Annotated in this window: 13 protein-coding genes; 6 read left to right on the top strand and 7 right to left on the bottom strand. The window is 60.8% G+C overall.

Annotated features, from left to right (window positions below):
- Positions 1-110: 110 nt before the first annotated feature.
- Positions 111-500, top strand: a complete 390-nt coding sequence (locus tag QBK88_RS06580; RefSeq protein WP_277961413.1) for a DUF3301 domain-containing protein — start codon at positions 111-113, stop codon at positions 498-500.
- 78 nt (positions 501-578) lie between these two features.
- On the opposite strand, the gene QBK88_RS06575 is transcribed toward QBK88_RS06580, so the two are convergent.
- Complete coding sequence (locus QBK88_RS06575; protein WP_277961412.1) at positions 579-1544, bottom strand: CobW family GTP-binding protein; 966 nt, start codon at positions 1542-1544, stop codon at positions 579-581.
- Between the two features lie 27 nt (positions 1545-1571).
- Between QBK88_RS06575 and QBK88_RS06570 the strand changes: the two genes are divergently transcribed.
- Positions 1572-1925: an NADH:ubiquinone oxidoreductase gene (locus QBK88_RS06570; RefSeq protein WP_277961411.1), complete on the top strand. Its 354-nt coding sequence runs from the start codon at positions 1572-1574 to the stop codon at positions 1923-1925.
- Here QBK88_RS06570 and zigA read toward each other — a convergent pair whose 3' ends face one another.
- The 3 genes from zigA to QBK88_RS06555 form a co-directional block, all read right to left on the bottom strand.
- Complete coding sequence (gene zigA / locus QBK88_RS06565; RefSeq protein ID WP_277961410.1) at positions 1926-3131, bottom strand: zinc metallochaperone GTPase ZigA; 1206 nt, start codon at positions 3129-3131, stop codon at positions 1926-1928.
- A gap of 102 nt (positions 3132-3233) precedes the next feature.
- Positions 3234-4478 (bottom strand): N-acetylmuramoyl-L-alanine amidase, encoded by a 1245-nt coding sequence (locus QBK88_RS06560; protein ID WP_277961409.1) that lies wholly within the window; start codon positions 4476-4478, stop codon positions 3234-3236.
- A 320-nt stretch (positions 4479-4798) separates the two neighbouring features.
- Positions 4799-5326, bottom strand: a complete 528-nt coding sequence (locus QBK88_RS06555) for a DUF3617 domain-containing protein (RefSeq protein ID WP_268146910.1) — start codon at positions 5324-5326, stop codon at positions 4799-4801.
- Between the two features lie 149 nt (positions 5327-5475).
- Here QBK88_RS06555 and cls point away from each other — a divergent pair, with 149 nt between their 5' ends.
- Entirely contained in the window at positions 5476-6915 is a 1440-nt protein-coding gene (gene cls / locus QBK88_RS06550; RefSeq protein WP_268146908.1) for a cardiolipin synthase, read from the top strand.
- Between the two features lie 18 nt (positions 6916-6933).
- Here cls and cfaB read toward each other — a convergent pair whose 3' ends face one another.
- Positions 6934-8118: a C17 cyclopropane fatty acid synthase CfaB gene (cfaB, locus tag QBK88_RS06545; protein WP_277961408.1), complete on the bottom strand. Its 1185-nt coding sequence runs from the start codon at positions 8116-8118 to the stop codon at positions 6934-6936.
- Positions 8119-8384: 266 nt separating this feature from the next.
- Here cfaB and QBK88_RS06540 point away from each other — a divergent pair, with 266 nt between their 5' ends.
- The 3 genes from QBK88_RS06540 (at position 8385) to QBK88_RS06530 (ending at position 10478) form a co-directional block, all read left to right on the top strand.
- Positions 8385-8813, top strand: coding sequence for a DUF2231 domain-containing protein (locus QBK88_RS06540; RefSeq protein WP_277961407.1), 429 nt, complete (start codon positions 8385-8387; stop codon positions 8811-8813).
- Positions 8810-10102: a PQQ-dependent sugar dehydrogenase gene (locus QBK88_RS06535; protein WP_277961406.1), complete on the top strand. Its 1293-nt coding sequence runs from the start codon at positions 8810-8812 to the stop codon at positions 10100-10102. Before QBK88_RS06540 ends, QBK88_RS06535 begins: the two co-directional genes overlap by 4 nt.
- 169 nt (positions 10103-10271) lie before the next feature.
- On the top strand, positions 10272-10478 hold the full coding sequence (locus QBK88_RS06530; RefSeq protein WP_277961405.1) for a hypothetical protein: 207 nt from the start codon (positions 10272-10274) through the stop codon (positions 10476-10478).
- Positions 10479-10567: 89 nt separating this feature from the next.
- Here QBK88_RS06530 and glmS read toward each other — a convergent pair whose 3' ends face one another.
- Positions 10568-12403 (bottom strand): glutamine--fructose-6-phosphate transaminase (isomerizing), encoded by a 1836-nt coding sequence (glmS, locus tag QBK88_RS06525; RefSeq protein ID WP_277961404.1) that lies wholly within the window; start codon positions 12401-12403, stop codon positions 10568-10570.
- Between the two features lie 11 nt (positions 12404-12414).
- Entirely contained in the window at positions 12415-13182 is a 768-nt protein-coding gene (locus tag QBK88_RS06520) for a DeoR/GlpR family DNA-binding transcription regulator (RefSeq protein ID WP_268146843.1), read from the bottom strand.
- Positions 13183-13205 lie beyond the last annotated feature (23 nt).

The raw sequence follows: 13205 nt of genomic DNA, 5'->3' as shown, positions 1-13205 counted from the left end.
TCCCGCAGCTGTAACTGATTTTCGAGGGGCGCAGTATGGCGCTAAATACCGTCTGTACGACAGACTGAAGTCGCAGTTAAGCTGGGCCTACTTAGTTGGAGCATTCCTCGATGTTTACCCTCGGAAATCTTTTTGTGCTGATGGTACTGGGCGCCGGTGCTGCCTGGCTGTGGCATAACCATGGCCTGCGCGAGCGAGCGCTGGAGCGGGTCAAGCAGCACTGCGCCAAGCTGGATCTGGAATTGCTGGATGAGAACGTGGCTTTCAAGCGTTTCGGGTTCGTACGCGATGCCAACGGCCGCCGGCGCTTCGCACGGGTCTACACGTTTGAATTCACCGTCACTGGCGAGCAGCGCCACCCCGGCACCATCACCCAGTTCGGCGGGCATGCTGTGCAGATTGAGCTCGCGCCCTACCCCTTCGAGATCAAGACCCATCCCAGCGCCGAAGTGATCGAGATGAGCCAGTGGCGCGAAGAGCACAAACGCTGGCGCCCTTGAGCTGACTCCAGCCTGTGCATAACCCTTGGCAGCAACCGTTTCTTGCAGGAACTTGGTGGGCACCAGGCGGCCGCTTGATCAAGAAGCCACCAGGCACTCCTTCAGAGCCTGCGTCAGTTCAACATCGTTCTGCGGCTGACGGAAGATCAGCTCCAGCCGCGAATCCTTGCGCCACTCACTGGCCTGCCACCCCGGCATAACGTTATCCACAGCATTGAATGATTGCCAGTTATCCCCAACCCGGACGACTCCCTTCGCCCGACGCCACTGGGTTGTGGATAACCACGACCGCAGCTTTTCCTCGTCGAAAATCCGTTCAGGGTGCCAGCGCCAGCCGATACTCCACGCTTCAGCCTGGTTATGCACAGCCGTTATTGGGCGAAACGCGTCTGTCCACAGTGTAACCGGTGATTCTTTTGCGTCCGGAATATTATCCACACCCCCGAAAACAGGGTTTATGGGGAGCTGTTCCAAATATGAAACACCTAAAAATCCGTTATTTGTAAAAAGTGTTTTTGAATCAATAAGTTGTGATTTTATCCACAAGCGTTTTTCCACAGCCACGTCGTCTATTTTATTGACAACCACAAGCCCAGCTTCGGCCAACGCCTCGCGTTGAGCCTCCGGCAGAGGTTGTCCACAGGCCAAGGTCTCGGCATCGAGTACCATGATGATCGGTTGCACAGCCAGCACACCGCGCCACGGCGCCTGCCGTAACTGCGCCAGTACTTGCAATGGATGGCCCAGCCCGGACGGCTCGATGAACAAGCGGTGCGGCCGGGACTTGCGCAATAATCGTCCGAGCCCCACCTGAAACGGCGCACCATTGACGCAACACAGGCAGCCCCCCGCCACCTCAGCCAGTGCGATACCATCCTCGCCAGGGCTCAACAACGCGGCGTCCAGGCCGATCTGACCAAACTCGTTGATCAGCACCGCCCAGCGCTCATTGGTGGGCCGCTGCGCCATCAACTGGCGTATGAGGCTGGTTTTGCCTGCCCCCAGCGGCCCGGCGATGACATAAGTGGGTATATTCTCGAGCATCGGTTTTTTCTTGAGTGGGAGGTAGGAATGCGTTTTTGCGCTGTGCTGGTGCTGACCCTCGCGAGCAGTCACGCCTGGGCCCAGGCCTGCGTTGTCCACAGCCATGCCGAGCGGTTGGATGTGAAAGTCTGCCAGCAGAACCGCAACATGCCGGAAAAGCTGTTCCACGATGGCTTCTGTGAACCTGAACTGCCGGGGCAGAAGGTCGATGTGGAATTTGTCGACCAATGCCCGGCGGGTGCCTTTGGCGTGTGCAGCAACGCCCATGTGGACAATATGCCTTATCGCCAGGATATCCACTATTACGGTGTGGCTACCGACGCCGCCTACCTTGCGCCTTTTTGCGAGCAGCGCAGCCAGGGCACCTGGCTGAAACCCTGATCAGGCAGCGTCGTCGTGCCAGGGGCCGAACGGGTCCGGCAGCTGTTGCCACTCGGTCGTGCCCAGGGCCATCTCTGCGTCAGTCAGCAGGCACACATCCAGTTCAACGGTAAGCCGGGCGAAATCCACCCCTTGGCCGATGAACACCAGTTCCTGGCGGCAATCACCGCTGTCGGTCTGCCAGTGGGCCATGATCGACGCCGTGCTTTCGGCATCCTGGGGCCAGTGGGCCTTGGGTACGAAACGCCACCAGCGCCCGGCGAAACCGTGGCGCATCAAGCCACCGGCCTGCGACCAGCTGCCGGCTTCCTGCGGCTTGCTGGCCAGCCAGAAGAAGCCCTTGGAGCGCAGCAGCTTGCCATTGGTCCATGGGCCATTGAGCCAGTCGTGAAAGCGCTCTGGGTGAAACGGCCGTCGAGCCCGGTAGGCACCGGAAGTAATGCCGTACTCTTCGCTTTCAGGCAGGTGTTCGCCGCGCAATTCGCGCAACCAGCCTGGCGCCTGCGCCGCGCGCTCGAAATCGAACAGCCCGGTGTCGAGAATTTTCCCAAGGGGCACCTGGCCCATCACCATCGGCATGACCTGGGCCTGCGGGTTCAGGCGCTTGAGGATTTGCGTCAATTCCTCGCGCTCGCTGCTGCTGATGAGGTCGATTTTGCTGATGAGGATAACGTCGGCGAATTCCACTTGCTCGATCAGCAGGTCAGTGATGGCCCGCTCGTCCTCCTCGCCCAGGGTTTCGCCCCGGCTGGCCAGGCTCTCAGCTGCCTCATAGTCACGCAGGAAGTTTACCCCGTCGACGACGGTGACCATGGTATCAAGCCGTGCCAGGTCGGCCAGGCTTCGCCCCTGTTCGTCGCGGAAGGTGAAGGTCTCGGCCACCGGCAGCGGCTCGGAGATACCGGTGGACTCGATCAGCAGGTAATCGAAGCGGCCTTCGTCGGCCAGCCGCGCCACCTCTTCGAGGAGGTCTTCGCGTAGCGTGCAGCAGATGCAGCCATTGCTCATCTCCACCAGTTTTTCTTCGGCGCGGTTAAGGCTGACATCACGCTGCACTTCGGTGCCGTCGATGTTGATTTCGCTCATGTCATTGACGATCACCGCTACACGCAGGTTATCGCGGTTGCGCAGCACGTGGTTGAGCAACGTGCTTTTGCCGGCACCCAGAAAACCTGAGAGTACAGTCACGGGGAGACGATGGGGCATGTTCTATTCCTCCAGGGCGGCCTGGTCTTATGGAATGAACTGCCAGGCTATCTCGCAATGTTATAGTATAACATTGCGAGATAGCCACTACCGATTGCCCCTTCAGGCGGTTTGCTGGGCTTTCTGCTCCTGGCGCCAGGCCACATAGGAACCGCTCGGGGGGTTCTTGGAGAAATAGGTGTTGATGCCATCGAACAAGCGGTCAGCCACTGCCTGCTGGTGCCGCGCGGTTACCAGGCGCTGGGCATCACTGGCATTGGAGATGAACCCTGTCTCCACCAGGATGGAAGGCACGTCGGGAGACTTGAGCACTGCGAAACCTGCCTGCTCGACGCGTTTCTGGTGCAGCGTAGTAATATCGGCCAGGCTCCCCAGCACCGTATGGCCCAGTTGAAGGCTGGCGGCGATAGTGGCGTTCATGGACATGTCGATGATGACGTTCGCCAGCATCGGGTCCTTGTCCTTGAGGTTGAGCAAGCTGGCGGCACCCAGCAGGTCAGCGCCGTTCTCGCGCTCGGCCATCATCCGAGCCGTGGCGGAAGTGGCGCCGTTTTCCGACAGTGCGAATACCGAGGCGCCGGACGCGGTGAGCCGCGGCGCGGCGTCGGCGTGCACCGAGATGAACATGTCGGCGTTGCGCTGGTGGGCGAATTCCACGCGCTTGCGCAACGGCACATAGAAATCATCGTTGCGCACCAGGTGCACGGTATAGCCTTTTTCACGCTTCAAGCGCCGCGCCAGCAACTGCGCGATGGACAAGACAACATCTTTCTCGCGCTCGCCTTTGCCGCCGATCGCGCCAGGGTCCTTGCCACCGTGACCGGGGTCGACCACTACAACGATGTCGCGCTTGGGGTGAAAGCTGCTGGAACTGACCTTCTCTGGCTCCACGGGCTCTACCACCTCGGCCTTCGGCGCGCTGGCAATCGCGGCGGGTACGGCGCCATGGCCGGGTTGCATCAGGTCCAGCACCAGCCGATGCCCCTGACCAGCTTGTGGGCCCAGCAGGAAGGCCGTGGTCTGCATGGGCGCCTTGAGGTCGAACACGATGCGGGTATCGCCGTGGCCGAACGGGCCGGAGCGAATGGCTCGCACACTGGTACCTGCCAGGTTCAGGTGAGCAAGGTCACCGCTGAGTTGTGCACCGGCTACATCGACGATCAGCCGGTCGGGTGCCTGCAGGGTGAAGGTCTTGAATTGCACTGGACCACTCAAATCAAAAACGACCCGTAGCTTGTCACTGCTACGCCACAATCGTGCATCGCGCACCAGCGCCGCGGAGGCGCCAAATGGCAGGGCCAGCGTGGTGCTGGCCAGGATCAGGTTGAGCAGTTGGCGTCTGTGCATGGCGAATCCGGCTGGGTTCATCTAGGGAAGTGACAATGGTCGCATTGTTATAATGTAACATGCGGATTGTCGCCAAAGATGAAATAGCGCAGGCACAGGATCCGCATCGTGCGCGACTCTAAACCGGGCCTCTCGTCCAGATTGTGAAATTTTCTACATCTTGGAAAGTGGATGTTCCACGTGGAACTATACGCCCGCGCGAGCGCACCTGAATGTGGGACCCGCCGAAGCTCGGGACGCCAGCGCCGGGTGATATCCGGGCATTCGAGCTGCGTTATTGTCGAGCCTCAACCGGTCCCACAGGGTATCTTCCAGCAGCCCTAGCTACGTGGCCGAACGCCGCCGCAATCATTGCCCAGCCATACGGCACGGGTTTCCATGCTGCCCTTCTGCTGGGTACCTGTGGCGTTGAAAGTGCCGCTGACCTTGGTCAGAAACTCTCTCTGGCTGAGGAAGGTCGCTTGGCCAGTACCTTGCGCCTTAGGGCAGCTGAAGCGGAAATTCCACACATTGCCTTGGCGGGAAGTGATTTGCTGGGTGCACCCCGACTGAGGGTCTTGCAGGGGGATATCGTTGCTTTGCACCTGGGCCTGGGTCAGGCAGCTGCGAATGCCCTTGCCCCCCACGCTGATGCCTTGCTTGGCCATAGCCTGTTCGACCATGGCTTTCTGTTCTGGCGCCAGCATCTGCATTTGCCCCAACATGACATTGAGGTCTGGCAGTGCATTGCCGTCGACCTGCATGTTGCTGGTGGTCAGCTCCCACAAGCCCGGTTGAAGCATCTGCGCCTGCGCAAAGGGCGCCGACAGACAAAGGGCCAATGCCATAGCCGGCAAACGAATATTCATGGGTAGCTCCTGGGGGGTTGTTCCAGTCTTGGCTGGATGATGTTACTTGGACGCCGAATCGCTCGGTGCGTTGCACGCAGAATTATTTCGAGACAAGCCGCCCTTAACGTGGTCTGTTAGACACAACGCATTCGGGAGCAACGCCGCGCATGGATTATCACAGCCCCTGGTTTTTTGGCTACCTGTTTGGCCTGGTTCACCTGATCGGCATCATTGCTGCCGTCCATGCGGTGCTAACGGTTCGTACCGCCCAAGGCTCGATCGCCTGGGCGCTATCGCTGGTCTTCGTACCCTACCTGACCTTGCTTCCCTACCTGGTCTTCGGCCGCAGCACCTTCGATGCCTACATCGAGGCACGGCGCCAGGCCAACCGCGAGATGCACACTGCCATCGCCGACCTGGACTGGCGCCCCTGGGTGGAAGAAGCGCTCACCGCACGCAACTCCAGCTCCTATGACTCGCTCAGGGCCATGCCCAAACTGGGACGCATGCCTTGCCTGGCGAACAACCAGGTCAGCCTGCTGATTAATGGCAAAGCTACGTTCAACGCCATTTTCGATGCCATTCGCGAAGCCCGCGAAGTCATCCTCGTGCAATTCTTCATCATCCACGACGACCATATAGGGCGTGAGCTGCAGGCCCTGCTCCTGAAAAAGGCGGCCGAGGGCGTGAAGATCTACGTGCTGTACGACAGCGTAGGAAGCCACGCGCTACCCCACGAATACAGCGATACCTTGCGCAAGGGCGGGGTCAAGGCTCGCGCTTTCGCTACTCGCAGCGGATGGCTCAACCGCTTTCAGGTCAACTTCCGCAACCACCGCAAGATCGTGGTGGTCGACGGCCTGGTCGGGTTTGTCGGCGGTCATAACGTCGGCGACGAATACCTGGGGGGCAACCCGAAGTTGTCACCCTGGCGCGATACACACGTGCGCATCACCGGCCCGGTGGTGGCCTGCCTCCAGGAATCATTCGCCGAAGACTGGTTCTGGGCCTCACGCAAACTGCCGCCGCTGATCTTGCCGGAGACCTATGCAGACGGAGGCGTCCTCTGTCAGGTGCTGGCCAGCGGCCCGGCGGACGCACAAGAGACCTGCTCGCTGTTTTTCGTGGAAGCCATCCATGCGGCCACCGAACGAGTATGGATCACTACCCCCTATTACATCCCCGATGAAGCGGTGTTCGCCGCCTTGCGCCTGGCGGTTTTACGCGGGGTCGACGTACGTATCCTGCTGCCGTCACGGCCAGACCACAAAGTGGTGTACGCAGCGTCCAGCCTGTTTGCGTTCGAGGCAGTACGAGCGGGGGTGCGCATGTTCCGCTACGGTCCGGGCTTCCTGCATCAGAAGGTGGTGCTGGTGGACAGCGAGATCAGCGCCATCGGCAGCGCCAACATGGACAACCGCTCGTTCCGGCTGAACTTCGAAATCATGCTGCTGACGGTCGACGAGGCCTTCGCCAGCCAGGTCGAGGAAATGCTCGAGGCCGATTTCGCCCTGTCGCGGGAGATCACCGTGGAGGACAGCCGGCGCACCCACCGGCTGCAGAAATTGGGTATGCGCATCGCCAGGTTGATTTCACCCATCCTGTAAATGCGCACCCGGGCGGGGTTAGCGGTACAGATCCTCGCGGGTCCATGGCAACCCATGGCTGCCGTCGGAGTAGGTCTTCACCGACAGGATCTGATGGATGTTGATCCAGCCTTGGGCAAATGCGTATGAACAACCGGCCAGGTACAGGCGCCAGATACGCAGCGCCTGGTCGGGTACCATGGCGGCAGCTTTATCCAGGTTGGCCTCCAGCCGCTTGCTCCAGAAGTCCAATGTCTTGGCGTAGTGCAGGCGCAGGCTTTCTACATCGACCACTTCAAAGCCGGCCTCGCTGATGCGTGCCGACATCATCGCTACGTGCGGCAGCTCCCCGTGGGGGAACACATAGCGTTCGATGAACTCCCCTGCCCCGCGCCCCACCGGGCGACCATCGGTGTGTTTGGCGGTAATGCCGTGGTTCATCACTAGGCCACCCTCCCGCACGGCACCGAAGAGCTTCTCGCAATACACCTGCAGGTTGGCGTGGCCGACGTGCTCGAACATGCCGACACTGACCACCTTGTCAAAACGCCCGTCCTGAGGCAGGTCGCGGTAGTCGAGCAATTGCAGCTCCACCAGATGCTCCAGCCCTTCGGCCTTGACCCGCTCGCGGGCCAGCTTGAGCTGCTCCTTGCTCAGGGTAATACCAAACACCCTGGCACCGTATTCGCGGGCGGCATAGCGCGCCAACCCGCCCCACCCGCAGCCGACATCCAGCAGATAGTCACCGGCCTGCAGGCGAAGCTTGCGACACAGGTGCTCGAACTTGGCGTGCTGGGCTTGTTCCAGCGTCTCGGTGCCAGTCTGGAAGTAGGCGCAGGAATAGGCCATGTCCTGGTCCAGCCACAGCTGGTAGAACTCGTTGGACAGGTCGTAGTGGTAGGAGATGGCAGCGGCATCGGTGTCCTTGTCGTGCACCGTGCGAATAGGCTGGTCGCCGTCATCGTCTTGCACCAGCGCCTGGCTCAGCTCGTCACATACCCGAATGACCTCACCAATCGAACCTTCCATCTCCAGCTTGCCTTCAACGAAGGCAGTGCCCAGCAGGTCGAGACTCGGGTGAGTGAACTGGGTCACCAGTTGTGGATCTTTCACCACGATAGTGACACTGGGCGAAGGGCCCAGGTTGAACTCATGACCATCCCAGAGTCTCAGGCGCAGCGGTAACTGAAGATTCTGTAAGGCCGGTGGTAATTGCGCGAGCATGTGGTAACCCCCTGATTCAGACTTCTCTGAGATTAGGGTAGTCCAGAATTTGGCGGTGTCATGCGGTGCAATACTATGGTCTTAGACCATCGTGCGGATTTTTGTGGGATTTCTTACGTTACACATTGTTTCCACGCGAACGGTTTCAGCCCCTTCGGCCACCCCGGCAATTGCGTTGAACTTTTCAGCCGGCAGCATGATCGTTTTTAGGCGCAGTTTGAGCGTGAGCGCCCTACCCAGGGCTGCTGAACGATAAAGGAGCCATCATGACCGCTACTGCTCGCCTCCCCTACCCGACCACGCCTGGGCCGCTACACGCTACCCTGCTGGCTGGGACCGTCCCGCTGTTTCTGGGCGCACTGATCAGTGATATCGCCTACTTCCAGACGTATCAGAGTCAATGGAGCAATTTCGCGGCCTGGCTGGTGGCCGGCGCCGAGCTGTTCTGCGGCCTGGCGCTGCTCTTCGCGCTGGTCAACCTGGTGCGCGCACAACCGAAGCGCGGCAGGCCTGTCCTGTACTTCCTGCTATTGCTGGTGACATGGATACTTGGGCTGATCAATTCATTCGAGCACGCCAAGGATGCGTGGGCCGTCATGCCTGCAGGGCTGGTGCTATCGGTGATCGCTGCCCCGCTCGCCTGCATCGCCACGTGGCTGGGGCTCACCAACCTGCGCACCGGGGGTGCTCAATGAGACATTCAAGCGCACTGACCGCCTTGAGCATGGCGTTTCTGTTGAGCGCCTGCAATGGCGAAGGCGACAACACCCAGGCCCACGGCCCAGACCCGAAGTTGCCGACACCGGAACGGGGGCTGTTGCCCACCATGAAGATTGCCGAGCCGGCGGCATGGGGTGACCAGAAACCTTCGGTACCGGAGGGCTATACCATTACCGCTATCGCCACCGACCTGAAGATACCGCGCCAGACACTGATTCTACCCAACGGCGATATCCTGGTGGCCGAGGGCAAGGGCGGCACCGAAGCGGCACTCAAGCCCAAGGACGTGATTGCGAGCCTGGTGAAAGCACGCGGCACCACGCCCGTGAAAGGTGGCAACCGCCTGACCCTGCTGCGCGATGCTGATGGCGACGGTACCTACGAGGTGAAGACCGTTTTCGCCGACAATCTCAATGCACCGTACGGGTTGGCCTATGGCAATGGCCATGTCTACGTGGCCAACCAGGACCGCCTGGTTCGCTTCGACTACACCGACGGCCAGACCAAGGCCAGCGGCCCGCCTACCAAAATCACCGACCTGCCTGGGCAGGTGAACCACCACTGGACCAAATCACTGGCCATCAGCCCCGACGGGCGGTTCCTGTACGTGGGTATCGGTTCGAACAGCAACATCACCGAACGCGGCATGGAAGTGGAAATCGACCGCGCCAGGGTGTGGGAAGTGGATGCGCAAACCGGTGCCCATCGCGCCTACGCGACCGGGCTGCGCAACCCCACCGCGCTCCGGATTCAGCCGGGTACAGGCAAGCTATGGGCGGTGGCCAATGAACGGGACGAGCTGGGCCCCGACCTGGTACCCGATTACCTGACGTCCGTCAAAGACGGTGCCTTTTATGGTTGGCCCTACAGCTACTGGGGCCAGAACGTCGATCCGCGCGCACAGCCGCAGAACCCGGCCAAGGTCGCCGAGGCCATCAAGCCGGATTACAGCCTGGGCTCCCATGTGGCGGCGCTGGGCGTGGACTTCTCCCAGGCGTCCATGGGCGAGAAATTCGCGCAGGGTGCATTCGTGGGCGAGCACGGCAGCTGGAACCGGGAGAACCCGGTCGGCTACAAGGTGGTCTTCGTACCGTTCAGCAACGGCCAGCCTTCGGGTGACCCGGTGGACTTTGCCACCGGTTTTCGGGGCACTGATGGGAAAACCAGGGGCAGGCCCGTGGGTGTGACCGTGGACCCCAAAGGCGCGCTGATCATCGCCGATGACCTGTCGAATACGGTCTGGCGAGTGACACGCAGCAAGTGAAGGCCAAATCAGCGCTCACCAGCACTCGCCAGCTGATTGCCTGGTTACCGGTCAATACGCAATGTGTGGGGTGGAACGTCCTGGGGCGGCATGCCGAGACTGGACGTTCTCGGGAGACCCTCGAGAACAGACGCTTCTAATGACTGAATGGGATCAGGAGAGTCGAAAGATGACGAAAGAAGCCCGCACGTTTGCCCAACACCAGGCCAACACCAGGCCAACCTGGAAGATCAGCATCAATTCGGTAATCGGCCTCAAGGATGCGGTCACGAACCTGTACAAGGCTTTCGAAGGCGCCAAGGATTTCAAACCATTTTATTCTTTGCGGGCAGCTGGTGTAGTGGTCTTGAAGGCTTGGAAGCAGCCAAAGGCTTAGGAGATCGCAGAAGGCGGTAGATGGGTCCTACCGTCTTCCGCGACAGTTTTAATTCTCTAAAACCAGCAGCCAGCTCGGTATAGCCCCATTTACTCCACCGTCACCGACTTTGCCAGGTTACGCGGCTGATCCACATCCGTCCCCTTGAGCACCGCCACGTAGTACGACAGCAGTTGCAACGGAATGGTGTACAGGATCGGTGCCAACGCATCGACGATGTGCGGCATCGCCACCACATGGGTACCCGGGCCGTCGCGGAACTCGGCCTGGGCGTCGGCGAAGACGATCAGCTCGCCGCCACGGGCACGCACTTCCTGCAGGTTGGACTTGAGCTTTTCCAACAGCTCGTTGTTGGGCGCCACGGTGACGATCGGCATGTCCTTGTCCACCAGCGCCAGCGGGCCGTGCTTGAGCTCGCCGGCTGGGTAGGCTTCGGCGTGGATGTAGGAGATTTCCTTGAGCTTGAGTGCCCCTTCCATCGCCACCGGGAACTGTGCGCCACGGCCCAGGAACAGGGTGTGGTGCTTCTCGGCGAACAATTGGGCGACGTTCTCGACCGTGCTATCCATCGCCAGGGCCTCGCCCAGGCGAGTTGGCAGGCGGCGAAGTTCTTCCACCAGTTCGGCTTCGACGCCGGCTTCAAGGGTGCCTTTCACCTGGCCCAGGGACAAGGTCAGCAGCATCAGGGCCACCAGTTGCGTGGTGAACGCCTTGGTGGAGGCCACGCCGATTTCCGGGCCAGCCTGGGTCAGCAGGGTCAGGTCCGACTCACGTACCAGCGAGCTGATGCCGACGTTGCAGATGGCCAGGCTGCCGAGGAAACCCAGCTCCTTGGCATTACGCAGGGCTGCCAGGGTATCGGCGGTTTCGCCGGACTGGGAGATGGACACGAACAGCGTATCGGGCTGCACCACCACACGGCGGTAACGGAACTCGCTGGCCACTTCCACCTGGCATGGAATACCTGCCAGGCCTTCGAGCCAGTAACGGGCAACCATGCCGGCGTGGTAGCTGGTACCGCAGGCGACGATTTGCACGTTGCGTACCTTGGCAAACAACTCGGCCGCCTGTGGGCCGAACGCTTGTACCAGCACTTGCGCCTGGCCCAGGCGGCCTTCCAGGGTGCGTTGCACCACACGTGGCTGCTCGTGGATTTCCTTGAGCATGAAGTGGCGGAATTCGCCCTTGTCGGCGGCTTCGGCGCCTTCGTGGTACTGCACGTTCTCACGCTGTACCGGTTGACCTTCGCTGTTCCAGATGCGGACTTTTTCGCGGGTGATTTCCGCGATGTCGCCTTCTTCGAGGTACATGAAGCGGTCAGTGACCTGGCGCAGGGCCAACTGGTCGGAAGCCAGGAAGTTCTCGCCCAGGCCCAGGCCGATCACCAGCGGGCTGCCACTGCGCGCGGCTACCAGGCGGTCAGGTTGCGCCTGGTGGATAGCGGCCAGGCCATAGGCGCCGTGCAGTTCCTTGACGGTTGCCTTGAGCGCATCGACCAGGTCAGGCAGCGCCTTGAGATGGTGGTGCAGCAAATGCGCGATGACTTCGGTGTCCGTATCGGAACTGAAGGTGTAACCCATGCCTTTCAGACGGTCACGCAGCACTTCATGGTTTTCGATGATGCCGTTGTGTACCACGGCCACGGTGTCGCTGGAGAAGTGAGGGTGCGCGTTGCGCTCGGTTGGCGCACCGTGGGTCGCCCAACGGGTGTGAGCGATGCCCAACTGGCCCACCAGCGGGTCGCTCGCCAGGGCCGCCTCCAACTCGCTCACCTTGCCCACGCGGCGGCGGCGTTGCACGCCACCGGTGTTGGTGTACACGGCCACGCCGGCGCTGTCATAACCACGGTACTCCAGGCGCTTGAGGCCTTCGAGCAGGATGGCGGTGATGTTACGTTCGGCGATGGCGCCTACGATTCCACACATGGGTTGTTCTCCTAGCTGGCGGCGGCGCAGATGAGGGTGATACCGCGGGCCTGAATCTGGTCGCGTGCCGTCTGCGGCAAGCGATCATCGGTAATGAGGGTGTGGACACTGCTCCAGGGCAGTTCCAGGTTGGGAATCTTGCGGCCTACCTTGTCGGACTCGACCATCACGATCACTTCGCGGGCAACCTCGGCCATGACACGGCTCAAGCCCAGCAGCTCGTTGAAGGTGGTGGTGCCTCGCGCCAGGTCAATGCCATCGGCACCGATGAACAGCTGATCGAAGTCGTACGAACGCAGCACTTGTTCGGCGACCTGGCCCTGAAAGGACTCGGAATGCGGGTCCCAGGTGCCGCCGGTCATCAACAGTACGGGCTCATGCTCCAACTCACTGAGGGCGTTGGCCACATGCAGCGAATTGGTCATTACCACCAGCCCAGGCTGATGAGCCAGTTCGGGGATCATGGCGGCGGTGGTGCTACCGCTGTCGATGATGATGCGGGCGTGCTCGCGAATCTTACCCACGGCCGCGCGCGCAATGGCCTGCTTGTGGATAGAAACACTTTGCGCCTGCTCGGCGATCATTTCCTGAGGCACCGGGATCGCGCCGCCATAGCGACGCAACAGCAGCCCGTTGCTTTCCAAGGCAGCCAAATCCTTGCGAATGGTGACTTCGGAAGTTTCGAAGCGACGTGCCAGCGCGTCGACACTCACTTCGCCCTGTTCATTGAGCAGGGCAAGGATGTTGTGACGGCGCTGGGGAGTGTTGCGTTTCGACATGGTGGCTTTTAAGTTTCGATCCG

This window comes from Pseudomonas sp. RIT-To-2, assembly GCF_029623465.1.
Taxonomy (GTDB): Bacteria; Pseudomonadota; Gammaproteobacteria; order Pseudomonadales; family Pseudomonadaceae; genus Aquipseudomonas; species Aquipseudomonas silvicola.
Note: the sequence above shows the minus strand (reverse complement) of the source record. Positions and strands in the feature narration are given on the sequence as shown.

Coding starts and splice junctions, on each gene's coding strand:
- cls (WP_268146908.1), top strand. CDS start 5,476: ATGGATTATCACAGCCCCTGGTTTTTTGGCTACCTGTTTGGCCTGGTT.
- QBK88_RS06560 (WP_277961409.1), bottom strand. CDS start 4,478: ATGCACAGACGCCAACTGCTCAACCTGATCCTGGCCAGCACCACGCTG.
- QBK88_RS06580 (WP_277961413.1), top strand. CDS start 111: ATGTTTACCCTCGGAAATCTTTTTGTGCTGATGGTACTGGGCGCCGGT.
- QBK88_RS06530 (WP_277961405.1), top strand. CDS start 10,272: ATGACGAAAGAAGCCCGCACGTTTGCCCAACACCAGGCCAACACCAGG.
- zigA (WP_277961410.1), bottom strand. CDS start 3,131: ATGCCCCATCGTCTCCCCGTGACTGTACTCTCAGGTTTTCTGGGTGCC.
- QBK88_RS06555 (WP_268146910.1), bottom strand. CDS start 5,326: ATGAATATTCGTTTGCCGGCTATGGCATTGGCCCTTTGTCTGTCGGCG.
- QBK88_RS06575 (WP_277961412.1), bottom strand. CDS start 1,544: ATGCTCGAGAATATACCCACTTATGTCATCGCCGGGCCGCTGGGGGCA.
- QBK88_RS06570 (WP_277961411.1), top strand. CDS start 1,572: ATGCGTTTTTGCGCTGTGCTGGTGCTGACCCTCGCGAGCAGTCACGCC.
- cfaB (WP_277961408.1), bottom strand. CDS start 8,118: ATGCTCGCGCAATTACCACCGGCCTTACAGAATCTTCAGTTACCGCTG.
- QBK88_RS06520 (WP_268146843.1), bottom strand. CDS start 13,182: ATGTCGAAACGCAACACTCCCCAGCGCCGTCACAACATCCTTGCCCTG.
- glmS (WP_277961404.1), bottom strand. CDS start 12,403: ATGTGTGGAATCGTAGGCGCCATCGCCGAACGTAACATCACCGCCATC.
- QBK88_RS06535 (WP_277961406.1), top strand. CDS start 8,810: ATGAGACATTCAAGCGCACTGACCGCCTTGAGCATGGCGTTTCTGTTG.
- QBK88_RS06540 (WP_277961407.1), top strand. CDS start 8,385: ATGACCGCTACTGCTCGCCTCCCCTACCCGACCACGCCTGGGCCGCTA.